This is a genomic window from Polaribacter sp. 2405UD43-2 (assembly GCF_058147125.1).
The window spans coordinates 25,209-48,991 of sequence record NZ_JBYVJX010000004.1 but is presented as its reverse complement, the minus strand read 5'-3'; the positions used below and the strand labels follow the sequence as shown (position 1 = coordinate 48,991).

The following is a 23,783-nucleotide window of genomic DNA, read 5'->3' as shown; positions in this document are numbered from 1 at the left end:
AAGCGTAAAAATATTTTTTTTTGATAATGTGATAATAATTATCTGAAGATGCTATGATATGTATTTTTTTAGAAAAAACCTCTTCTAAAAAAATTAAAAATAGAATTAAAGTTTGCAGCAAGCGTAAATCTTATTTTTTGTGGGTAAGCTGTCTGAGAAATTTCCCATCCATTGTTAGAATATACAGGAAAATAAATTTCAAAAATATTATGTATAAAATTGAGTCTGATACCATTTTCATAAGCAAAAAATACTGGATAATTTTTGTTTTTTAAAAAAGCAATATCGTTATAAAATTCAATCCACCTCCATAAACCAATGCTAGAATTAAAAGCTATCATATATCGATCTGCAAACCTTGTGGGTAAAACAGATTTAAAACCACCTTCTGCAATAATAAATTGTTGGCTTAGAAGCCCTTTGTTTTCAGATCTTCCAAAATAGTTTAACTGAAAAGCATAATCATTTGCTCTGTCTAAACCAAAACTAAAATAATTTCCACTAGTATTGTTTTTAAAAAATGTGCCTGCAAATAATCTAAAATCTAACTGCGTATCTGATGTTGTTAAAGTTCTGTATCTTAAATCTATGGTTGCTTTAGAGAATTTTTTGGCAAATTCTGTATTAAAACTATATCTAAATTCTTTAATAATATCTGGTTTTCTGTATTGGTAATTTAAGCTTAATACGTTGTAATTATCTTGATCGGTTTTAATAGCTTGTGGAGCTACTTCTTTATTAATATGAATTAATTTTGCTGTTATCGATTCAAAACCTGTATCTCTTAGGGTTTTGCGTTTAAAGACTAAATCTATAAAAGGTACTAAAGATTTATAAGATAGATTTGGTGCGTAATCTAGTTTGTTTCCTACAATTCCGTAAGTTATTTTGTAGATGTTGGTTTTTTCGAAATATTGATTATACAAAACAGAAAAACTACCGATAAAAGATTTACTTTTTGTTGCATAAGCAGGAGATAACTTAAACTCTAAGTTCCTTTTTATAATGGGTCTGTTGTGTAGTTTTAATTCTAGAATTAAGCCATTGTAAAAGTTATATTGTGCGTTAGGTTGATAAAAAAGTTGACTGTAATTAGGGTCTTCTATATCTTTAAAAAACGAAAATTTAATAGGTTTGTTAAATATTTTTTTTTCAAGATTTTTCCAGTTGTTTAGGGTGTTGTGTTCGGGGTATAAGTTTTCGTAATTTAATGCCAAATCCTGAAAATTTCCTTTTTTAATTTTAATCGTTTTTGTACTGTCAATATTATCAATCCATTTTTTAAAGGCAATTTCTTTTTTGTTGTTGATGCCATACAAAGCAATTGGGACATTAATATTTCTTTTGTTTTTTATGGTAACTAAAAGACTGTCATTTTCTTCGATAACACTTTTTATGGTGTAATCTATTTTTTTATTAGTGTTTATATAATCGTTAAAAAACCAATCAATATTTTTAGTTGTTTTTTTAGAAAGGATGTTTTTAAAAGTACTGCTTGAAATATTTTTTAACTGATTGTTAAGGTATAACTCTTGTATAGCATCATTTAAAACAGAGCCACCTAAATATTCTTTTAAATATTTAAAACCCAAACCAGCTTTGTATTTGTTTACAATTCTTCTATTAAAATTTGACAAAGAATCTAAAGGAGTTGTTAAAGATTGATCTAAAAATTTTCTCGAAGTAAACTGATAAACAAATTGATACTTATCATTAAACTCTAATTTAGAAATGTTAAATCGCCTTAATGGCCAAGAATTAGAAACTTTGCCCAACAGTTTTATTTCTGGATAAACATTTTCTACATATTCAATCATTAAATAATTCTGAATACCATCTATTAACCAAGCATCCGTTCTTTTGTTAAGCAGTAAAGTATTTTCTATGTACTTTCTAGAAATAGCTTTAAACATTGTAATATCCCACTTAAAAACATCAGAAAAAGGTCTTATAAAATTGGGCAGTTGGTTTAAGCCATAAATGGGATTTTTTCTTTGGCTAGCTTTATCTACATAGATTTCTTTATGAGGATATTTTCCTAAATACTTTTCAATAAACAAAAGCTCTCTATTTAAAATGTCTTTAGTTAAATTCGGAGCTATTTCTTTATTAAAAACATTGGTATAAACTTTAATATTTTTGGTGTTAAAAGATTTTAATTTTTTTGTTTTGTTGATGCTTAATATAACATCTGTTTTATTTTTTCCTACTAAATAATAGTTATTTAAGCTGTCTTTTTTTGTTTTGTATTGATATAAATTACTTTCAACAATATAATCTGCTGGTACATTTATTTCGATGTTAAAATCTGTTGGATTTTCATATAAATCATCTAAATTTAAGTTGCTCATTAATTGCCATTTATTTTTGTAAACAGCGGGTGTTAAATACCAAAATCTAAGATGATATTCATTTTTTATTTTTCCGTAACCAGTAAATTTTGCATTCGGAATTTTTAAAACATAGGTTGCAGATATTCTAACACTATCATTGGGTTTTAGCGCTTTTTTAAGTTTTACCTGTACAATGTCTGAATGTTCTTTTAATTCAGAAAAATGAGTATTTTCATAAGCAACAGAGATGCTTTTTAGGGTAGAGTTTCCTAAATCTTTTTTTCTAGCAAAATATAAATCTTTTCTAAAATCTTCTATAAATCTTTTGCTTAATGGTGTTTTTCTGTCTTTAAAACTATTGCCCCAATTGTGTAGGTAAATATTTTTTAAAATCGAATCTGATGTATTGTAAAACACAATTTCTTGCTGAATTTTTAACTCATCAGTTTTAGTGTTTAAAGTAGATTTTAAGCTGATGGTATTCTGTTGCGAAAAAGCAAAAGAAGAAGCTAAAAAGCAAATGATGAATATGTAAAAACGCTTTTTCAATTATATTTTTACAAATTTTATAGGTTTGTATGCATCAGCTTTAATAAAATAAATTCCTTTAGAAAAAGAACGGATATCTAAATCTATGTTCGTTTTATTTTTTACTTCTATTTTTCGAACTATTTGCCCCAGCTGATTGTAAATCAAAATCTTATTTAACGAATTTAAAGCTACTTTAATTGCTAATTTATCGGATGCAATATTTGAAGTTAAAAAACGTATGGGTTGATAAGTAGTTGTTGATAAAGTGTTTTCTGGAGATGCTAGCTCCATAACAATTGGCAAATGGTCGCTAAATTGATATAGCGCATTTCTTAAATCTTGAGAGTATTCTCCTGAACATCTAGTATTGCTAACATAAGAATTATAGCAATTTCCATTATTGCCAATAGCTTTGTATGTGTTGTTTTTGTAAAATAATTTTGTGTTTGTTTTTAAATTTTCAGACATCAATATAAAATCGAAACGATCATCCATTCCGCCACCAGCGCCATCAATTAAAGGAGTTGTTCTTGTAGATTGCGAATGAATATCTTTAAAAGAACTGTTATTCCAAAAATAGCTTGAATGATAATCATCGCCAAAGTAGTCTCTGCCGTCATTAGGAAAACTAGGGCAAAGTCTGTTTATTGGATCAACAATTTTTATGGCATTATTGGAGTCAATAATTTTTAAAAAACCAGGCTCATTACTTGTGTAAAAATTAAAGTCGCCCGCAAAAATTATGTTGCTATTATTTGGTAATCTTGCTAATTCTTTGGTAAACTCTTCTACAGAAGCTAATCTTTTTTGCCTATTGTAACTTCCTCTAGATGCTTTTAAATGCGTTACAAATACTTCTATTTTAATGGGATTAGAAGCGCTGTTTTCTGTGTTAAGTTTAAATGTATAATGATTTATATCTCTAGTGCCAGTTATAATAATTTTACTGCTTTCTAAAACTAATTTTTTGTTATTGTAATAAACCATTTGTTGCAAACTTCCACCACTTAAAGCGTATTCAAACTCAGCTTTTTTAAAGTTGTTATTAAAAGGTAAGATTGCTCTATCGAATAAATAATCAGAACCAGTTTTGGTTTTTAGTTCACAAACCATAAAAATATCTGGCTGAACTTCGTCTAAAATAGTTTTTAAATAAGGAGTTCTTTGCTCACTTTCTGTGCTAGAGTCGTAATTTAGAATGTTATAAAACATTGTTTTAATATTGGTCTGTCCAAATAAAGAAGCAGACCAAATACAGATAAAAAGAAAAGTAATTCTTTTTAAAAACATTCTAGAAATTAGGTTTAAATTGATATTTAGCGTAGAATTTATTTAGATGCTCTAAAGCTTCATCAGCAGTGTCTACCACTCTAAATAGGTTTAAATCTTTTTCGCTAATATTGCCTTCTTCAAGCAGTGTGTTTTTTATCCAATCTAATAAACCACCCCAGAATTTTTTACCGACTAAAACAATGGGAAAACGTCCTATTTTATTAGTTTGAATTAAAGTGATTGCTTCAAATAATTCATCCATAGTACCAAAACCACCAGGCATCACAATAAAACCTTGAGAGTATTTTACAAACATTACTTTTCTAACAAAAAAGTAATCGAAATCTAAACTTTTTCCGGCATCAATCCAAGGGTTATCATGTTGTTCAAAAGGCAATTCTATATTTAAACCTACAGAGGTTCCTTTACCTCTGTGCGCGCCTTTATTACCAGCTTCCATAATTCCTGGTCCGCCACCAGTAATTACGCCATAGCCATGTTGTGTTAATTGAAAAGCAACTTCTTCTGCTAATTTATAATATGGGTCTTCTGGTTTTGTTCTTGCAGAACCAAAGATTGACACACATGGACCAATTTTGCTTAATTTCTCATAACCTTCTACAAATTCTGCCATTATTTTAAAAATAGCCCAAGAATCGTTTGTTTTTATTTCGTTCCAAGTTTTTGGTTGTAGTTTTTCTTTTATTTTTCTATCGTCATTTGTCATAATCATAATATTTTAAATAGTTGTTTTTTTTTGAAAAAAGAAATGCCTGCTAAATTAGTTCTTTTTTCAAAAACTTTGCAGTATAACTTGTTTTATGTTTTGCAACTTGTTCTGGTGTTCCTGTAGTTAAAATTTCTCCACCTTTTTTACCACCTTCCATACCCACATCAATAATGTAATCTGCCAATTTTACCACATCTAAATTATGCTCTATTATTAAGACAGTATTTCCTTTATCTGCTAATTTATTTAAGACTTCCATTAATACTCTTATGTCTTCAAAATGCAAACCAGTAGTGGGTTCATCAAGAATATAAAACGTATTTCCTGTGTCTCTTTTAGAAAGTTCTGAAGCCAGTTTTATTCTTTGCGCTTCACCACCAGAAAGTGTTGTAGATTGTTGTCCTAAAGTAATATAACCCAATCCAACATCTTCAATAGTTTTTAGTTTTCTGTGGATTTTAGGAATGCTTTCAAAGAAAATTGTAGCATCTTCAATGGTCATATTTAATACATCAGAAATCGATTTTCCTTTGTAACGAATTTCTAAAGTTTCTCTGTTAAAACGTTTGCCTTGGCAAGTTTCACACTCCACTTGTACGTCTGGTAAAAAGTTCATTTCAATTACTCTAACACCACCACCTTGGCAAGTTTCGCAACGTCCGCCTTTTACATTAAAAGAGAATCTTCCTGGTTTGTAACCGCGAATTGCAGCTTCTGGAGTTTTAGCAAACAAACTTCTAATTTCGCCAAAAGTGCCAGTATAAGTTGCAGGATTAGAACGTGGAGTTCTACCAATTGGAGATTGATCAATATCAATTACTTTATCTACATTTTCTAAACCTTCAATTTTTTTGTAAGGCATTGGTTTTTTTACACCTCTATAAATATGAGCATTTAAAATTGGGTATAAAGTTTCGTTAATTAAAGTCGATTTTCCACTGCCAGAAACACCTGTAACACAAATCATTTTTCCGAGAGGAAATTCTACAGAAACATTTTTTAAATTATTACCAGTGGCTCCTTTTAATTTGATGGTTTTTCCATTTCCTTTTCTACGTTTTTTAGGTACAGCAATTTCTTTTTTACCTGTTAAATAATCAGCCGTTAAAGTGTGGTGTTTTTTTAGGTCGTTAAAAGTTCCTTCGCTAACAATTTCACCTCCGTGTTTACCTGCACCAGGACCAATGTCGAACACAAAATCTGCATGTTCTATCATATCTTTATCGTGTTCAACTACTAAAATAGAATTGCCAACATCCCTCAATTTGATTAAAGAATCTATTAATTTCTGATTGTCACGTTGATGTAAGCCAATACTAGGTTCATCCAAAATATATAAAACTCCAACCAATTGCGAACCAATTTGAGTTGCCAAACGAATTCTTTGAGCTTCACCACCAGAAAGCGATTTTGAAGTTCTATCTAATGTTAAATAGTCTAAACCAACATCTAATAAAAACTGAATTCGAGTTCTAATTTCTTTTAGAATTTCGGATGCAATTGTAATTTGTTTTTTTGATAAATTTTTCTCGATAGTTGCAAACCAAGAAGCTAGTTCTGTAACATCCATTTGCGCTAAATCGCTGATGTTTTTATCAGTAATTTTAAAATGTAAAGCTTCTTTTTTTAATCGTTTTCCGCCACAAGTTGCACAAGAAACTTCATCCATAAAAGCTTTTGCCCAGCGTTTTATAGAAGTGCTTTCTGCATTTCTATATTGATTTTCTATAAAAGATATAATTCCTTCGAAATCAATTTTATAATTTCTTGTTACTCCAACAGTTTTCGATTTTATTTCAAACGATTCATTACCACCGTTTAAAATAATGTCTAAAGCTTCTTTTGGAATTTTATTTATTGGGTCTGTTAATTTAAATTGATAACGCTCAGCAATATTTTGAAGTTGTTTAAAAATCCAACTATTTTTTTGTTCGCCTAAAGGAGTAATTCCACCATTTTTAATTGATATTTTATGGTCTGGAATTACTTTTTTTTGGTTGATTTCATTCGTAATTCCTAAGCCGTTACAAGAATTACAAGCACCTTTTGGTGAGTTAAAAGAAAATGTATTTGGCTCAGGATTTGGATAGGCAATGCCTGATGTTGGGCACATTAATTCTCGGCTAAAATAACGCGGTTTTTCATCATCAATAGCAATAACCATTAGTATATTGTTGCCAGAATATAAAGCTGTTTTTATGGTTTCTTCTAAACGTTTTTCTGCTTTTTGGTTTACAACTAATCTATCAATTACAACTTCAATATCGTGCGTTTTGTAGCGGTCTAAACGCATTCCTTTTTCAATCTCTTTTATTTCTCCATCTACTCTAACACGTAAAAAACCTTGTTTAGAAATTTGCTCAAAAAGTTCTCTGTAATGACCTTTTCTAGATTTTACTAACGGCGCTAAAACTGCAATTCTTTTATCAGTAAAGTCTTTTAGAATTAATTGTTTGATTTGTTCATCAGAATAACTTACCATTTTTTCGCCAGAATTGTAAGAATAAGCCTCTGCCGCTCTGGCAAAAAGTAATCGTAAAAAATCGTAAATTTCTGTAATTGTACCCACTGTAGAACGCGGACTTTTGTTGGTGGTTTTTTGTTCGATAGAAATTACGGGCGAAAGTCCATCAATCTTATCTACATCCGGTCTTTCTAATCCTCCTAAAAACTGGCGTGCATAGGCAGAAAAAGTTTCTATGTAACGTCTTTGACCTTCTGCATAAATGGTGTCAAAAGCCAAAGAAGATTTTCCACTTCCGCTTAAACCTGTAATTACAACAAGTTTTTCACGAGGAATTTTTACATCAATATTCTTTAAATTATGAGCTCTTGCTCCGTAAACTTCAATATATTCTTGGTCTTTCAAAAGAGGAGTGTTTTTTGAGAAAAACGCAAATTTACGGAATATGTAACTAATTTAAATAGTTGTGCTATTTTTTATTCTAGTTTAGAAAGTAATTTTTTTGCTGATTGATATCTAGGTGATTGACTCGTTATTTTCTGTAAAAGAATAATGCATTCTTTGTTTTTTTGTTGCTTTAATTTACTCAATGCTAAATACCAAATAGCATCGCTTTTATATACAGAAGTTCCGTTGTAAATTTCGTTTAAAATGGTATCTGCTTCATTAAATTTGTTTAATTCTATCAAAGAAAAACCTTTGTGAAGTTTAATTTCTGAGTTATTTGGGTTGTTTTTTAGAATGTTACTAAAGAGTTTATTTGCCATAGAGAAATCTTTACTGTTAAAAGCTTTTTCGGCTTTATTAAATAATAGATTTTCATTATTTCTTGTGGTTAACTCAATGTTGTTGTAAGAAACAAAATCTTTATAATTAGGTTCTTTTAAAGAAAAGAATAAATACGCGCTAAATATTAGAAAAACAGAAGCAGCTATACTATAAAACCACGGCTTTATAATTGATTTTTTCTTAGTTTCTTTTTTAAAGAAATTATTAGAGATTTTAGTAATGTTATTTTTAAATTCATTTTCTTTTTTACTATTTTTTTGTGATAAGAATAAACTAGTTTCTTGGTATAAATTAAAGTCTTCTTTGAAGTTTGTGTCTGAGTTAAGTTTGTTTTTAAAAGCAATTAAGTCATCACCAGATAATTCACCCGAAAGGTAGTTTTCAAAAAGTAAATAACGTTCTTTTGTCATTATGAATTGTTTTTAATTTGATGATATTTTGAAGATTCTCTAATTAATTGTGTTAATTTTCCAATGCATTGCGATTTTTTTTTACGCACATAAGCATAAGATATTTTTAACTTTTCAGCTACTTCTTCCATTGATTTTATCTCAAAACATATTTTTAATAAGTTTTTGCAAGCTTCTCCTAATTTTTGAAACTTTTCATTAAACAACAGTTGTTTTTCTTCGAAAATAGAAGTTTCAAAAACATTTTCATCAACACTTTTATTTTTAGATAAAGAATTTTCTAAAATTGTTACCTCTTTATTGGACTTCTTTTTTAATTCATTGAACCATTTTCGTTTACATAACAAGAAAAAATATGCATCAAAAGGACAAGTTAATTGTAGGTTTTTGGTAGTTGCTTGTTGATAAATTACAATGAGTACTTCTTGTATAATATCTTGGGCGTTAGTTTTGTTGCCACTATTATTTTCGATATAACGAATAACCTTTGGTGCAAAAGTATCATATATAGATTGAATGATAAAAGGGTTATTCTGCACTAATCCGTCAATATATTTTTGGTCTTTGTGCATTTTTTTTGCTATTAATCTCTTTGTTTTTAGCAAATTAAAAAAAAAAATAGAAGTATGGGGTAACAAAATGAATTAGTTGTTGATATAAGGGTGTAATTAAGTAAAATATTAATTTTTTAAAATTTAAAAAGATGAAAACAATTAAAAGAATTACACAGTTAATAGTGTTATCGGCAACCATAGTTTTTACAAGTTGTTCTAAAAAAGATAATGATGTAGATTTATCTATAGAAAAAGTACCTTATAATTCTATAGCAGACTTTTTTAAGGAAAATGCGGTTAAATCACAGTCATTTACCATTGATGTTTCAAGTGGTGGGTCAATAACAGGTAAAGATGGAACGATTGTTAATTTTCCTGCAAATGGATTTGTTAAAAGCGATAATACTCCTGTAACAGGAAATATTAATATCGAAATTAAAGAGATTTTTAATGCTAGTGATATGGTTTTGTCTGATAAACCAACCAATGCTATTACTTCCACTGGTACAAAAACATTTTTACTTTCTGAAGGAGAAACAGAGGTGGTAGCAAAAAAAGATGGAGAAACATTAAAATTAGCACAAGGAAAGTTTTTTAATATAACAGTGCCAGCAAAAGGAGTAGCAGATATTGATATGAGAGGGTTTACAGGAGCTACAAGTGATAATGGAGGAATTCTTTGGAGTCTTGCTAAAGGTAAAGGTAGTATAGATAACGGAATTATGTTTAATCCAGCACCAGCATCTTATATATATGAAGCTTTTAATACAGGATGGAAAAACTGTGATAAATTTTATAGTTATACTGGTGTAAAAACTACGAATAAGGTAAACTTAACAAATAGTCCTAATAAAGAAGAAACAGTTGTTTTTATAATTTTTAAAGAAGGTAATTTACCAGCAGTAGTTAAACTATTTACAAAATATAATGAAGGTGTTAAAAGTTATGATAACTCATTGCCAGTAGGTTTAGAAGTGAGTTTTGTAGCTATAACAATTAAAGATAATCAACAATATATGGCGATAGAGAAAAAGAGTATTACCGAAAATGAAGAGATTACTCTTCAGTTTCAAACAGTGTCAACAGCTATGATTAAAAATGCGCTTTCTGCATTAAATTAATCTTATCCCTAGATTAAAAAGTTGATACTTAAGAAGACTCCCTAATAATATTAGGGGGTTTCTTTTCTACTTCTTAAATTAAGTGATTACTTTTTAGTATTTTGCATTAACAAATTAAAAACATTACAAATTATGAAAAGGTATTGTGTTTTTCTGTGTTTATTAGTTTTACCATTTGTTTTAGTTGCTCAAAGTGTAAAAAAAGACACTTTAGTAAGAGTAGCAAAAATTAAATATAAAACAAAAAATAATCAGGTAAATTTTATTCCTGAAACCCCTGAATTAAAACAAATAGCTGGTGCGCCAAAATCATTTTATTCTTATTTTTGGGAGTTTGGAGATGGATATTTTAGTAAGAAAAAAAGCCCCTCACATACTTATAAAAAAAAAGGAAACTACCAAGTTAAATTATGGGTTACAAATCATTATGATACTGGTAAACCTCCTGCCACAAGACCACAAAACGTTAAGATAAATACTGTTTCTGAAGTTGTAAATGAAGAAGCTTTAATGATAGGTGATTTTACGCTGCAAAAAAATAGAGAGCCTGTTCCTGAAGAGGAAATGGTGCTTGTGTTAAGTTATAAAAATACTAAAGAATATGTAACAAATGGAAAGTTATTTCTGTTTTACAATGAAAACAAATATAAAAACGACAATTTTCAACTTACGGATGTTAGAACCTATCATAATGAAGAAATTGATAATGAAATTGAACAGGTTGTTTTTTCTAAAGACGTTTATAAAAAAGGAGAACCTTTATATGTATCAACAAATAATTTTATAGAAAGTAATTTTATTCAAACAATAGATTCGACAAAAACGGATTTACAAAAAACCATTGAAAAATCTAAAAATTATTATAAAAACTGGAGTATTTTAAATTTTAAAGAGATGAACCCTAATGAGGAAAGAAATATTTTTTACTCGTTAAAAACAACTCCAGAAATGCTAAAAGATACAAGTGCAATACTATCTATAAGAGGTGTTTATATTCCAGATGCAAATTATAAAAATCACAAGGTAAAAGAGATGGAAATGGAAATTGTAACTTCTCATGATCCTAATAAAATGTCTTCAAACGGAACATTTTTGAATTATCGATTGGTGCGTTCAAAAAAAATAAAATATAAAATAAAGTTTCAAAATAATGGAGAAGGCCCAGCCAAAACAATTCGCTTAGAAACGGATCTTCCTAAAATGTTAGATAGATCTACTTTAAAGGTTTTAAATATGTATCCTAAATGCAAAATTTGTCCTAAAGAAGAAGTCGCATACAGTTGTTTAGATACTACATTTACTAAAAAACAGGTAATTTTTACTTTTAAGAATATTTATTTGCCAGGTAGTAATCAAAAGAAAGTAAAAGAAAGAGATTCTACCAAAGGTTTTGTAAAATATAGTATGAAATTTGGTAAAGATTTTCACAAGAAAAAAACAAAGAGTAAAACGGCAATTATTTTTGATAAAAATGAGCCAATTATTACTAATACAGCTACAACTCGTTTTTTACCAGGGATTTCTGTAGGAGCAAAAGCTGGGTATAATTATTACGATAAATTAAATAATTCTAGCAGTTATTTTGTTGGAGCAACCTTGTCTCCTTACAAGTCTTTTCGTTGGTATTGGCAAGTAGAATGGTTAAATAGTTTGCATAGTTATAATGATAAAACATCTGTTAGAGAAAAGATAATAGAAAGGCAGGGAATAAAAAGCTTAGAAATTCAGCGTATGCAAACTCGTTATAAAAATATAAATTGGCAATTACCAGTTTTAGTGAGATATAATATAAATAATTTTATTGGTCTTGGTGCAGGAGTGCAAGGCGCTATAACTTTAAGTGAAAAACAAGAGTCTACTATTTTAAAGGAATGGTATAGTAGTAAATTAAAAGATAAACTTATTGGTTCTGAAACTGATATTAAAACAGAAAAGAAATCTTTTACAAATTTTGAGAATGGTTTTTTATTCGAGATAACAGGCGGATTTTCTAGAATAGGTCCAAGTTTAGGAGCGAGATATGTGCTTACTTCAACAGATAATAAAGATTATTGGCAATTTTACGCAATTTGGAGATTCTAGATTTTATATGAAACAAAAACTTTTTTTGGTATTCTTGTTTTATTGTGTTTTTATAAAAGCTCAACAATTAGAAAACGAAATTTACACTGCGTTAGATGATTTTGTACTTCATAAAAACAAGCAAACTTTATTGATTTTAGAAAAAAAAGAACATCAATTTGTAGACAAGATAAAGACCCCAAAAGAACAGTTAGCATATGTTATTCTTCAATGCAATAAGGCATATTATCTTAAAGAAATAAATAAACAAGTAAAGGCTATTTCTGTTTACGAAAAAGCATGGAAATTGTTTTCTGAAAACCAATTGTTACATTACGACATTATAGAGTATTGTTTAAAACCTTTAGGAAATTTATACATTAAAACTAAAGATTATACCAATGCAGAAAACATTATTAAGCATTATGTTTTTTTAGCAGAAAAACAAGAGAATTATCCTCAGAAAATAGCAGGTGTAATTAACTTGTCTAAGTTGTATCAGAGTGTTGGTAATCATAAGTTAGTAATTGAAATTACCAATCAAATACTAAAATCAAAAAAAATTAACAAAGCACAACAACTAAAAATAGAAGCAATTAGGATTGCAAGTTTTGTTTTTTTGAATAAAGAAAAGGAATTAGATAGAAAGATTATTGATGTAGAGAACCAGAATTACATCAATTATAAAATAGCATTAGATAAGAAAGAATATAAAAAAGCTTTGTATTATTTTAGGCTTGTAAAAGAACAAATAGTAACTAAAGAAACTCTACAAAGAGATAAAGCAAAGGTTTTGGTAGAGGAAGCTCAATTATATTTTTTATTAAAAAACGATAAAAAAGCTAAAGAGCGTTTAGATATGTCTTTAAGAGTGTTTTTTAATAAAAAAAACATTGTAAAAAGTGATTTATATGCAGAAAGTGTTTTTTTAGATATTTTTGATTTATATGCTTTGTTAGAAAAAAAGAATGCAGAAATAGCATTAGACTATTATAAGAAGAGTTTTTATGTAGCAAGTTTGTTAGAAAGAAAGATAACTTCGCAAGAATCAAAAATTATCCATCAAGCAGGTAAAAGAAATAGAGCAGAAAAGTGTATAGAATTATTGCTAAAAGAATATCAAAAAACAGTAAATAATCAATTTTTAAAAGAAGCTTTTTTGTTTTCTGAACGAGGAAAATCAACAATTTTAAAAGAAAAGAATTTTAAAAAGAAATTAATAAAAAGATATAAAAACGATTCACTGTTATTAAAAGAGCAGAGGCTTTTAAAAAAGCAAGAAAACTTTACAAATCTTTTAAAAACAGAACAATTAACAAAGTTAAGAGCTTCTAAAATTAATGATTTAAATAAAAAATTAAATTTTGTTAGCATCAATTTAAAAGAGCTTCAACTAAAAATTGCAAAAAAATATCCTAATTTTTATGATAGAGATTTGTTTGCCGAGATTCAAACGAAACTTGATAAAGAAAAAACAGTATTGTTGGCTTATTTTTTTGGAAAAAATGCTGTTTATCAATTTGTAATTACAGGAAAAACGATTAAGGTTAATGAGTTATCAGTAATCACTGTAAAAAAGAAAGTAATAAACTATATTAGGTTTTTTGATAAACCATCAACAATTAATAATGATGTTAATACATATACTTCTGAGGCTTTTTCTCTGTATAAAGAATTAATGTTTGATGAGGTTTTAGATTATAATGAGGTGCATTTAATTACAGATGGGTTTTTAAATTTTGTTCCGTTTGAAACGCTTTTAAATAAACCAACTAATGAAATTGTTTTTTCTAAAATGCCTTTTCTTGTAAAAAAACAAAATATCATATATAATTCTAGTTCTGAGTTTTATTTAAATAAAATTGAAAAGACTAAAAATCAGAAATTATTAGGTTTTTTTCCTGTTTTTTTAGATGCCGATATTGAGTTAAAACACTCTATTGACGAGGCAGAATCTATTAAAGAATTTGTAGATTCTGATATGTTGATGAAAGAAAATGCAACAAAAAGCAGTTTTATAGCAAAAGCTAAGCAGTACAATATTTTGCATCTTTCTACACATGCATCTAGCGGAACTTTTTATGAATCAGCATATTTGCAATTGTATGACCAAAAATTAACCATAAATGAGTTGTATAGTTTAAATTTAAATGCAGATTTGGTGGTGTTAAGTGCTTGCGAAACAGGTGTTGGTAAATTACAAAAAGGAGAAGGAGCAATGAGTCTTGCTAGGGGTTTTCAATATGCAGGTGTAAATAATGTCTTGTTTTCGCTTTGGAAAATTAACGACAAAGCAACATCAGTTTTAATAAGATCGTTTTATAAAAATTACAATACTTTTAAATCTGTATCTTATGCAAATCAGCAATCTAAAATAGCATATCTTGCTAATAAAGAAATTGTAAATAGTAAAAAATCTCCTTATTATTGGGGCGGTTTTGTTTATTACGGAATTAATATAGAACCTTTAAAAACTAATAATTCTATTCTCTATATTTTATTAATAATGTTTTCTTTAATTGTATTATATTTATCTTTTAAACGAAGAATAAAAGACAAATGAAATTAATTAATAAGCTAAGACATTTTTTTGAAAGAAATGGTTTTCATGTTTCATCTAGATTGGCAGATAGAATAGGAATGAGAACCTTAAATGTGCGTTTGTTTTTTATTTATGTTACTTTTTTTACAGTGGGTTTATCTTTTGGTTTTTATTTAACTTTAGCATTTTTATTAAAATTAAAAGATAAATTGTATACAAAAAGAAGTTCGGTTTTTGATTTGTAATTGATGAAAATAAAAGTATTAGAATCTAAAATTAATAAAACACTTTTTTTAGTGTTATCGATAATTACTATAGGTACTTGTGGATACATTATATTATCTGGATATTCGTTTGTTGATGCCTTATATCAAACAGTTATTACAATTACAACAGTAGGTTTTGGAGAAGTGCATCCGTTTACATCAGCAGAAAAGATTTTTACAATTTTTTTAATTTTAACAAGTATTACTGTTTTTGGTTATGCAGTTTCATCGTTTTCAGAATATTTAGTTAGCGGTAGGTTATTTGAACATTTTAAACATAAAAAAGTGGAAAAGCAAATATCACATTTAAAAGGACATACCATTGTTTGTGGTTATGGTAGAAATGGAAAACAAGCCATTTTAAAACTAAAAAATTACAATAAAGATTTTGTGGTGGTAGAACAAAAAAAAGAAATGTCTGAGTTGTTGGATTCTGAAGGTTTGTTAAATATTAATGGCGATGCTACTTTAGATGCGACTTTAATAAGTGCAGGAATAAAAAAAGCAGCCTATTTAATTACGGCACTTCCTTCTGATGCCAACAATTTGTTTGTGGTTTTAACAGTGAGTCAATTAAATAAAAATTGTAAGGTAATCAGTAGAGCTTCTAACGAGAGTTCTTATAGCAAGCTTAAAATTGCGGGTGCAGATAATGTAATTATGCCAGATAAATTAGGAGGAGATCATATGGCATCTTTGGTAACCACACCAGATGTTATAGAATTTGTTGATAGACTTACTATAGAAGGAGAAACCACTGCAAATTTAGAAGAAATAGCGGTAGATGACTTGCCAGAAAAATACTTAAATAAAACCATTTTAGACTTAGATTTAAGGCGTCAAACAGGTTGTACCGTTATTGGGTTTAGAAACCCAGATAAAGATTATATTATCAATCCAGAATCTGATAGTAAATTAATAAAAGGTTCTCATTTAATCGTTTTAGGAAGACCAGAACAAATATTAAAACTTAGAGAATTATTTTAAAATGATTAAAGTTGTAATTACAGGTAGTAATGGTTTGTTAGGGCAATCTTTATTAAATTTATTGCTCAAAGAAAAAGAGAAATATCAGGTTTTTGGTTTTTCAAGAGGAAAGAATAGAAGTGGTAGAAATGACTTTAATTATCTTTCTATTGATATTACTGATGAAGCTTTTTTGAAAAAAGAAATTAAGAAAATCAATCCTAATTTTATTATCAACACTGCAGCAATGACGCAAGTAGATGATTGCGAAACTCATAAAAAAGCGTGCGATTTATTAAATGTTACTGTTGTAAAATGGTTGGCAGAAATTTCTGAAGAAATCAATTCACATTTAATTCATCTTTCTACCGATTTTATTTTTGATGGATTAAAAGGAAATTACAAAGAAACAGACACACCAAATCCTTTAAGTTATTATGGATTGTCAAAGTTAAAATCAGAAGAAATCTTAGTAAATTCAAATATAGATTATACCATTTTAAGAACCATTTTGGTTTACGGAAAAGTATTTGATATGAGTAGAAGTAATATTGTACTTTGGGTAAAATCGATGTTAGAAAAAGAAAAAGAAATTACCATAGTTAGCGATCAATTTAGAACACCCACTTATGTAGAAGATTTGTCATTAGCTTGTAAAATTTCTATAGATAAAAAAGCAACTGGGGTTTATCATATTTCTTCAAATGAATTATTAAGTGTTTATAAAATTGCCCAACAAATTGCAGCAACTTTTCAATTAGATAAAAACTTAATAAAACCAATTTCTACATCCACTTTAAATCAAACTGCATTAAGACCCGCAAAAACAGGTTTTAATTTAACAAAAACAAATGCAGAATTAGAATTTTATCCAAAATCATTTAAAGAAGATTTGCAAAGATTTAAAGAAACCTTAATATAAAATTCACATTTAACTACTAAAAGTTGTCAAAACTTCATTTTTTTATGATATTGCGAGTTGTAAATAAAAAAAACTAACTACTACATTATGAAGAAAACACTTCTATCACTGTTGCTTTTAGCAGCCCCAATTTTAACTTATGCTCAAGAAAAAGGATTAGATCAAAAGATTGATGAAGCTTTTGGAGATGCAACAGGATGGTTTGTAGACCTTGTTTTTTATCAAATTCCTTTTACAGATACAATTAGTGTTTATTGGGTTTTATTTCCGTTAATTTTAGGAGCAACGTATTTTACATTTTATTTTAATTTTATAAACTTTAAAGGTTTTTTTACGTCAATAAATATTGTAAGAGGTAAGTATGATGATTTAGAAGGAAGAAAAGATCATAAAGTAGAAATCGCAAAATCAGAGTTTACAGATGAAGAAGATAATCCTGACACAATTAGAATAGAAGGTCATGAAGGAGAAGTTTCGCATTTTCAAGCCTTAACAGCAGCTTTATCTGCAACTGTTGGTTTGGGTAATATTGCGGGTGTTGCTATTGCAGTTTCTATTGGTGGAGCCGGAGCCACTTTTTGGATGATAGTGGCTGGTTTCTTAGGAATGGCTTCTAAATTTGTAGAGTGTACTTTAGGTGTAAAATATAGAGATATTGAAGCAGATGGAACCGTGTATGGAGGTCCAATGTATTATTTAACAAAAGGATTAAAAAATAAAACATTAGGAAAAATTTTAGCAGTTTTATTTGCAATCTTCGTAATTGGAGGTTCTTTTGGAGGTGGAAATATGTTCCAAGTAAACCAAGCTTTTCAATTAGTAGAAAATATTACAACGCCTGTTGGCGGAGTCTCTTTTTTACACGGTAAAGGATGGTTGTTTGGTTTAGTAATGGCTTTTTTAGTAGGAGTTGTAATTATTGGAGGAATCAAAAAAATAGCAAAAGTAACAGATAAAATTGTTCCTTTTATGGTAGCAATTTATGTGGCAGCTTCGCTGTTTGTAATTTTTGCAAATTACGACATGATTGGCAGTGCATTCTCTCAAATATTTAACGGAGCATTTAGTCCAGAAGGAATTGCTGGTGGTGCAGTTGGGGTTTTAGTGCAAGGATTTAGAAGAGCTGCTTTTTCAAACGAAGCAGGTATTGGTTCTGCATCTATTGCGCATTCTGCTGTAAAAACAAAATATGCTGCAAGCGAAGGTATGGTGGCTTTATTAGAGCCTTTTATAGATACAGTTGTTGTTTGTACAATGACAGCTTTAGTGTTAATTATTACCGGAAATGTAGCTGCAGAAAACGCATCTTTAAATGATGCACAAGCAATCTTGTTAACTTCTGGTGCTTTCGAATCTGCAATTTCTTGGTTTCCTTATGTGTTAACAATAGCAGTTGTTTTATTTGCTTTTAGTTCTATGATTTCTTGGTCTTACTACGGTTTTCAGGGTTGGGTATATTTATTCGGAAGATCTAAAAAAATGGAATACACTTATAAAGTTATTTTCTGTATATTCGTAGTAATTGGTGCAGCAGCAAGTTTAGGTTCTGTAATTGGCTTCTCAGATGCTATGGTGTTTGCTATGATGGTTCCAAATATGATAGGTTTAATTATTTTGGCACCAAAAGTGAAAGAAGAACTAAAAAAATATATGAATGCTATAAAAAATAGTGAAGCATAAAAAGAAATTTATGAAAATATTTAAATCCCATTTCTGGTATCACAAAAACCAACGGAATGGGGTTTTTTTATTGGTAATACTTATTATTACGTTACAATCGTTTATTGTTTTTGGTGATTTTTCTTTGGATGAAAAAAAAGCAACAAATTCTCCACAAGTTGTCGCTTTTTATAATCAAATAGATAGTTTAAAAGCAGTTGAAATTGAAAATAGAAAGCCAAAAATTTATCCTTTTAATCCTAATTATATTACAGATTACAAAGGCGAACAGTTAGGAATGTCTTTAAAAGAAATTGATAGATTATTAGCATTTAGAAAAACCAATAAGTTTGTCAATTCTAAAAAAGAATTTCAGCAAGTAACTAAAGTTTCAGATAGTTTACTTAATAAAATTTCTCCGTATTTTAAATTTCCAGATTGGGTTGTAAAAAGAAATCAAAATAAAAGTTATCATCGAAATTTTACTTCGAGCACAGATGAGAAATCTCGAAAACTAAAACACAAATTAACAACAACAGATATCAACAAAGCAACTGCCGCAGATTTAAAAACGATTTATGGAATAGGAGAAAAATTATCAGAAAGAATCATTAAATATCGTTCAAAATTGCAAGGTTTTTCTTTTAACAGTCAAGTCTATGAAGTTTGGGGTTTAGAAAAAGAAGTGGTGAATAAGGTTTTATCAACCTTTAAAATTATCGAAAAACCAACCATAAAAAAAATAAATGTAAATACAGTTACTTTCAAGCAGTTGTTAAAAAATCCATATATAGATTACAAACTTTGTAAAAAAATATTTGAATATAGAGATGAAGTTGCTGAACTACAAAATATATCAGAATTAAAAAATATCAAAGACTTTCCTTTAGATAAATATGATAGAATAGTATTATATTTGGTCGCTAAATAAACAAACAAATTTCTATACTAATGAACAGTATGTATTTTACTGAAGAGCACGAAGTTTTTCGTGCGAGTTTCAAAGAATTTTTGCAAAAAGAAGTTGCTTCTCATATTAATAAATGGGAAAAAGATGGAGAAATAGAACCTTTTATTTGGAAGAAGTTTGGAGAAATGGGGTATTTTGGACTTAACACACCAGAAGAATTTGGGGGTCTAAATTTAGATATTTTTTATACAGTTATTTTTTTAGAAGAATTGCAAAAAATTAATTCTGGCGGATTTGCAGCAGCAATGTGGGCGCATGTATATTTAGCAATGACGCATTTGAATAAAGAAGGTAACAGCTATCAAAAAGAAAAATATTTAGCACCAAGTGTAGAAGGAGATAAGGTTGGTTGTTTATGTATTACTGAACCTTTTGGAGGTTCTGATGTTGCAGGAATGCGTTCTACAGCAATTAAAAAAGGAGATAATTATATCTTAAATGGCTCTAAAACTTTTATTACAAACGGAGTATATTCAGATTATTTAATAGTTGCCGCAAAAACAGATGTAGCAAATAAATACAAAGGCATTAGTATTTTTGTGGTTGATAGAGCATCTAAAGGAATATCAGCAACTAAATTAGATAAATTAGGATGGAAAGCTTCTGATACTGGTGAAATTGCATTTGATAATGTAGAAGTTCCAGCAAAAAACTTAATGGGTGAAGAAGGAAAAGGATTTCCTTATATAATGCAACATTTTGCGTTAGAGCGTTTGGTTATGGGGGTTAATGCGCACGCAAGAGCAGAATTCGCAGTAGATTACGCAATTAAATATATGCAAGAAAGAGTTGCTTTTGGTAAATCTTTAGATAAATTTCAAGTATTAAGGCATAAAATTGCAGAAATGGCAAGCAGAGTAGATATGTGTAGAGAGTATAATTACTCCATTGCTAAACGTTTAAATGACGGGCAATATGTAGTAAAAGAAGCAAGTATGTCTAAGTTGTTATCAACAAAAATGGCTGATGAAGTAATTTACGATGCACTACAATTATTAGGAGGTTATGGTTATATGGAAGAGTATCCAATGGCTCGTTTATTGCGTGACAGTAGACTAGGCCCAATTGGTGGCGGAACTTCAGAAATCTTAAAAGAGATTATCGCAAAAATGGTAATTGACGGAAAAGAATATAAGCCAGCAACATAAGTTTTTTTAATTAACTTTTTACGAAAATTGTTTTCCAATTTGCAAAAATGGTAATTGATAAGAAAGAATATAAGTCAGTTACTTAGCTTTTCCTTAGCTTTTTCAAATAGATTAAAAAGTTAAAATAAAAATATAGATTCAATAAAAAACACCTGAAATTTCAGGTGTTTTTTGTTAAAATGACAAAGTTGTTAACACGAAATCGTTTTCGTAAATAAACCATTTTTTTTATTAGAAAATCATTTGATAACTTTATAAGAAATTTAAAATATAACAATTATGAAAGCCCTTAAAAAAATGTATTGTTTCTTGTTAGTAATGATAACTTTTCTCATTGGTTGTTCAGAAGAACAGTCAGTAGATTTACAACAAGAAATACAAAAAAAACCTAAAGCTCAAACTTCTTTTTCAAAATCAGGATTAAAACAAATTGGTTCTGGTGTTATGATGCAGGCTTTTTATTGGGATGTTCCTGCAGGTGGTACTTGGTGGAATACCGTTAAAGGTAAGGTGCAAAGTTGGAGCAATGCAGGAATAGATGCAATTTGGCTACCTCCTGCTTCTAAAGCTCAAAACGGACCGTTTTCTATGGGATATGATCCTTTTGATTATTATGATTTTGGACAGTATAATCAAATGGGAAGTACAGAAACTCGTTTTGGCTCTTTAACTGAGTTGCAAAGTTTAATTAGCACTGCACACAATGCAAAGTTAAGTGTAATTGCAGATATTGTTATCAATCATAATAGTGGAGGTGCAAGTCAGGCAAATCCATATAAAAATGGAAATACTTGGACAGATTTTCAACCTTTATCAGGAAAATTTATAAGAAGTTATAATGATTTTCATCCAAATAGTATTCATCATAATGATAGTGGTGCTTTTGGTGGATATTCAGATGTTTGTCATCATCAAGTATATGTACAAAATTGGTTATGGAAAAATGCAAATTCTGTAGCAAAATACTATAAAAATATAATTGGATTTGATGGATGGAGATTTGACTATGTAAAAGGATTTGAGCCTTGGGTAGTAAAAGATTGGAAAAACGAAGTAGGAGGTTTTAGTGTAGGTGAATATTGGGATGGCAATGCAGCAGCTTTAGATTCGTGGACTGGTCAAGCAGAAGCTAGTGCTTTTGATTTTGCATGTTACTATAGAATGAAAGATGCATTTGAAGGAAATAATCTGAATAAATTAAATGAAGATATGCTCTGGAAAAGAAATGCATCTAGAGCAGTAACTTTTGTAACCAATCATGATACTAATGAAATTTTTAATGGAAAAATGTTGGCTTACGCATATATTTTAACACATGAAGGTTACCCAACAATGTTTTATAAAGATTATGAAGTATGGTTAGATAAAAATAAATTAAACAATTTAATTTGGATTCATAATAATTTAGCAGGAGGTTCTACAACGAATTTATATACTGATAATGATGAATATATCGCCAAAAGAAATGGGTATAATAATGCAGGTTTGGTGGTGTATATTAACAATGCAAATCATTGGCAAGAACGTTGGATAGAAACAAATTGGTCTAACACAAAAATAAAAGATTATACTGGACACTCAAATTGGGAGCCAGTAACACAAGGAGGTAAGTGGGTAAAAATTCAAGTACCTCCAAAAAGTTATTCTGTTTGGGCTCCAAAATAAAATGATAATAATTAATTGTCAGTTTAAAATCTCTCTGTATCTTTGCAGTCCAAAAAATAAATCAAATAGTTATAAAACTATTAAAAATATATAAGATACTTATGAAAGGAGGTGCCAACTTATGTTAATTATACCAGTAAAAGAAGGAGAAAATATAGATAGAGCTTTAAAACGTTACAAACGTAAATTTGATCGTACAAAGACAATGAAGAACTTGCGTAACAGAAAAAACTTTACAAAGCCATCTGTTGCTAAGAGAGCTCAAAAAATTAAAGCATCTTACGTTCAAAGATTAAGAACACAAGAAGAAGTAGGTTAGTAAAACTCAGTTTTAACAAGTCTAAAAGACGCAGTTAAAAATGTAAGCTGAATTAATTCCGATGAAAATTGGAATTGATAACTTTAAAACAAAAATCTCGTATTGAATTTCCAATACGAGATTTTTTTATGCAGAAAATTTTGTAGCTTTACTAATAACTAATAACAGTAAATTGATAGATTCATTTTTAGAATACTTATCCTTAGAAAAAAAATATTCTGTACATACGGTTACAGCGTATAAAAACGATTTAATTTCATTTAGAGATTTTTTAGTTATAGAATACAATCAAAAAGATTTGTTAGACGTTCAGTACAATCAAGTTAGAAGTTGGATTGTTTTATTGGTAAATTTAAATATCTCTAATCGTTCTATAAACAGAAAAGTAAGTTCGCTAAAATCTTTCTATAAGTTTCTGCAGAAAACGTATCAAATAGAAATAAACCCGCTTTCTAAACACAAGGCTTTAAAAGTTGCAAAAAAAGTTCAAGTTCCATTTACATCAAAAGAAATAAATGATGTAATAAGCATTATTAATACTAAAGATGATTTTTCATCCATAAGAAATAAACTAATTGTAGAACTTTTTTATTCTACAGGGATGAGAAGAACAGAGTTAATTAATATTAAAGAAAAAGATGTTAGTTTTTCTAATAAGACAATTAAGGTTTTAGGAAAAAGAAATAAAGAAAGGTTTGTACCATTATTAAGTTCTGTAACTCAGACATTAAGACGGTATTTAGAATTAAAAAAAGAATTTACAATAGGTTTAGAAGATCTTTTTATCACCGTAAAAGGAAATAAAATATATGAAACTCTTGTTTACAGAGTTATTAATTCTTACTTTAGTAGGGTCTCATCAAAAGAGAAAAAAAGCCCACATATAATAAGGCATTCATTTGCTACACATCTTTTAAATGAAGGGGCAGATTTAAATTCAGTTAAAGAATTGCTAGGGCATTCTTCTTTAGCTTCAACACAAATCTATACTAATAGTAGTCTAGATGTTATTAAAAAAGTGTATAACAAGGCTCACCCTAGGAGCGATAAAAAAGAGTAAA

The 23,783-nt window shown here is 28.7% G+C and carries 18 protein-coding genes; 12 read left to right on the top strand and 6 right to left on the bottom strand.

Features of this window, described 5'->3' with window-relative positions; genetic code table 11:
• Nucleotides 1-68 precede the first annotated feature (68 nt).
• The 6 genes from ACY2RX_RS07055 to ACY2RX_RS07030 form a co-directional block, all read right to left on the bottom strand.
• The gene (locus tag ACY2RX_RS07055; RefSeq protein ID WP_490103262.1) at nucleotides 69-2,882 is read right to left on the bottom strand and encodes a gluzincin family metallopeptidase; all 2,814 of its coding nucleotides are present in this window, start codon (nucleotides 2,880-2,882) and stop codon (nucleotides 69-71) included.
• Nucleotides 2,883-4,154, bottom strand: a complete 1,272-nt coding sequence (locus ACY2RX_RS07050) for a T9SS type A sorting domain-containing protein (RefSeq protein ID WP_490103261.1) — start codon at nucleotides 4,152-4,154, stop codon at nucleotides 2,883-2,885.
• A gap of 1 nt (nucleotide 4,155) precedes the next feature.
• Nucleotides 4,156-4,863, bottom strand: coding sequence for an LOG family protein (locus tag ACY2RX_RS07045; protein ID WP_490103260.1), 708 nt, complete (start codon nucleotides 4,861-4,863; stop codon nucleotides 4,156-4,158).
• Between the two features lie 49 nt (nucleotides 4,864-4,912).
• Nucleotides 4,913-7,735, bottom strand: coding sequence for an excinuclease ABC subunit UvrA (gene uvrA, locus ACY2RX_RS07040; RefSeq protein WP_490103259.1), 2,823 nt, complete (start codon nucleotides 7,733-7,735; stop codon nucleotides 4,913-4,915).
• 71 nt (nucleotides 7,736-7,806) lie between these two features.
• Nucleotides 7,807-8,529 (bottom strand): tetratricopeptide repeat protein, encoded by a 723-nt coding sequence (locus tag ACY2RX_RS07035; protein ID WP_490103258.1) that lies wholly within the window; start codon nucleotides 8,527-8,529, stop codon nucleotides 7,807-7,809.
• Nucleotides 8,529-9,101, bottom strand: coding sequence for an RNA polymerase sigma factor (locus ACY2RX_RS07030; protein ID WP_490103257.1), 573 nt, complete (start codon nucleotides 9,099-9,101; stop codon nucleotides 8,529-8,531). Before ACY2RX_RS07030 ends, ACY2RX_RS07035 begins: the two co-directional genes overlap by 1 nt.
• A gap of 131 nt (nucleotides 9,102-9,232) precedes the next feature.
• Between ACY2RX_RS07030 and ACY2RX_RS07025 the strand changes: the two genes are divergently transcribed.
• From ACY2RX_RS07025 to ACY2RX_RS06970, 12 genes are all read left to right on the top strand, one after another.
• Nucleotides 9,233-10,204 carry a hypothetical protein gene (locus ACY2RX_RS07025; RefSeq protein ID WP_490103256.1) on the top strand — a complete coding sequence of 324 codons (972 nt, stop codon included), beginning with the start codon at nucleotides 9,233-9,235 and terminating at the stop codon, nucleotides 10,202-10,204.
• A gap of 132 nt (nucleotides 10,205-10,336) precedes the next feature.
• On the top strand, nucleotides 10,337-12,286 hold the full coding sequence (locus tag ACY2RX_RS07020; protein ID WP_490103255.1) for a PKD domain-containing protein: 1,950 nt from the start codon (nucleotides 10,337-10,339) through the stop codon (nucleotides 12,284-12,286).
• A 7-nt stretch (nucleotides 12,287-12,293) separates the two neighbouring features.
• Nucleotides 12,294-14,828 (top strand): CHAT domain-containing protein, encoded by a 2,535-nt coding sequence (locus tag ACY2RX_RS07015; protein ID WP_490103254.1) that lies wholly within the window; start codon nucleotides 12,294-12,296, stop codon nucleotides 14,826-14,828.
• On the top strand, nucleotides 14,825-15,052 hold the full coding sequence (locus ACY2RX_RS07010; protein ID WP_490103253.1) for a PspC domain-containing protein: 228 nt from the start codon (nucleotides 14,825-14,827) through the stop codon (nucleotides 15,050-15,052). The genes ACY2RX_RS07015 and ACY2RX_RS07010 overlap by 4 nt, the downstream gene beginning before the upstream one ends.
• A gap of 3 nt (nucleotides 15,053-15,055) precedes the next feature.
• Nucleotides 15,056-16,060: a potassium channel family protein gene (locus ACY2RX_RS07005; RefSeq protein ID WP_490103252.1), complete on the top strand. Its 1,005-nt coding sequence runs from the start codon at nucleotides 15,056-15,058 to the stop codon at nucleotides 16,058-16,060.
• Nucleotide 16,061: 1 nt separating this feature from the next.
• Nucleotides 16,062-16,961 (top strand): SDR family oxidoreductase, encoded by a 900-nt coding sequence (locus tag ACY2RX_RS07000; protein WP_490103251.1) that lies wholly within the window; start codon nucleotides 16,062-16,064, stop codon nucleotides 16,959-16,961.
• Between the two features lie 87 nt (nucleotides 16,962-17,048).
• Complete coding sequence (locus ACY2RX_RS06995) at nucleotides 17,049-18,641, top strand: alanine/glycine:cation symporter family protein (protein WP_490103250.1); 1,593 nt, start codon at nucleotides 17,049-17,051, stop codon at nucleotides 18,639-18,641.
• A gap of 10 nt (nucleotides 18,642-18,651) precedes the next feature.
• The gene (locus ACY2RX_RS06990) at nucleotides 18,652-19,551 is read left to right on the top strand and encodes a ComEA family DNA-binding protein (protein ID WP_490103249.1); all 900 of its coding nucleotides are present in this window, start codon (nucleotides 18,652-18,654) and stop codon (nucleotides 19,549-19,551) included.
• Nucleotides 19,552-19,571: 20 nt separating this feature from the next.
• Nucleotides 19,572-20,738, top strand: coding sequence for an acyl-CoA dehydrogenase family protein (locus ACY2RX_RS06985; protein WP_490103248.1), 1,167 nt, complete (start codon nucleotides 19,572-19,574; stop codon nucleotides 20,736-20,738).
• 279 nt (nucleotides 20,739-21,017) lie between these two features.
• Nucleotides 21,018-22,403, top strand: a complete 1,386-nt coding sequence (locus ACY2RX_RS06980; protein ID WP_490103247.1) for an alpha-amylase — start codon at nucleotides 21,018-21,020, stop codon at nucleotides 22,401-22,403.
• 121 nt (nucleotides 22,404-22,524) lie between these two features.
• On the top strand, nucleotides 22,525-22,722 hold the full coding sequence (gene rpsU, locus ACY2RX_RS06975; protein ID WP_114425069.1) for a 30S ribosomal protein S21: 198 nt from the start codon (nucleotides 22,525-22,527) through the stop codon (nucleotides 22,720-22,722).
• A 172-nt stretch (nucleotides 22,723-22,894) separates the two neighbouring features.
• Entirely contained in the window at nucleotides 22,895-23,782 is an 888-nt protein-coding gene (locus ACY2RX_RS06970; RefSeq protein ID WP_490103246.1) for a tyrosine-type recombinase/integrase, read from the top strand.
• Nucleotide 23,783 lies beyond the last annotated feature (1 nt).

What these genes read in the sequence shown, in the direction of transcription:
- ACY2RX_RS07000 (WP_490103251.1), top strand. Translation starts at nt 16,062, where the DNA reads ATGATTAAAGTTGTAATTACAGGTAGTAATGGTTTGTTAGGGCAATCT.
- ACY2RX_RS07020 (WP_490103255.1), top strand. Translation starts at nt 10,337, where the DNA reads ATGAAAAGGTATTGTGTTTTTCTGTGTTTATTAGTTTTACCATTTGTT.
- ACY2RX_RS07010 (WP_490103253.1), top strand. Translation starts at nt 14,825, where the DNA reads ATGAAATTAATTAATAAGCTAAGACATTTTTTTGAAAGAAATGGTTTT.
- ACY2RX_RS07035 (WP_490103258.1), bottom strand. Translation starts at nt 8,529, where the DNA reads ATGACAAAAGAACGTTATTTACTTTTTGAAAACTACCTTTCGGGTGAA.
- ACY2RX_RS07050 (WP_490103261.1), bottom strand. Translation starts at nt 4,154, where the DNA reads ATGTTTTTAAAAAGAATTACTTTTCTTTTTATCTGTATTTGGTCTGCT.
- rpsU (WP_114425069.1), top strand. Translation starts at nt 22,525, where the DNA reads ATGTTAATTATACCAGTAAAAGAAGGAGAAAATATAGATAGAGCTTTA.
- ACY2RX_RS07005 (WP_490103252.1), top strand. Translation starts at nt 15,056, where the DNA reads ATGAAAATAAAAGTATTAGAATCTAAAATTAATAAAACACTTTTTTTA.
- ACY2RX_RS07045 (WP_490103260.1), bottom strand. Translation starts at nt 4,863, where the DNA reads ATGACAAATGACGATAGAAAAATAAAAGAAAAACTACAACCAAAAACT.
- ACY2RX_RS07025 (WP_490103256.1), top strand. Translation starts at nt 9,233, where the DNA reads ATGAAAACAATTAAAAGAATTACACAGTTAATAGTGTTATCGGCAACC.
- ACY2RX_RS07015 (WP_490103254.1), top strand. Translation starts at nt 12,294, where the DNA reads ATGAAACAAAAACTTTTTTTGGTATTCTTGTTTTATTGTGTTTTTATA.
- ACY2RX_RS06995 (WP_490103250.1), top strand. Translation starts at nt 17,049, where the DNA reads ATGAAGAAAACACTTCTATCACTGTTGCTTTTAGCAGCCCCAATTTTA.
- ACY2RX_RS06980 (WP_490103247.1), top strand. Translation starts at nt 21,018, where the DNA reads ATGAAAGCCCTTAAAAAAATGTATTGTTTCTTGTTAGTAATGATAACT.
- ACY2RX_RS07030 (WP_490103257.1), bottom strand. Translation starts at nt 9,101, where the DNA reads ATGCACAAAGACCAAAAATATATTGACGGATTAGTGCAGAATAACCCT.
- ACY2RX_RS06985 (WP_490103248.1), top strand. Translation starts at nt 19,572, where the DNA reads ATGAACAGTATGTATTTTACTGAAGAGCACGAAGTTTTTCGTGCGAGT.
- ACY2RX_RS06990 (WP_490103249.1), top strand. Translation starts at nt 18,652, where the DNA reads ATGAAAATATTTAAATCCCATTTCTGGTATCACAAAAACCAACGGAAT.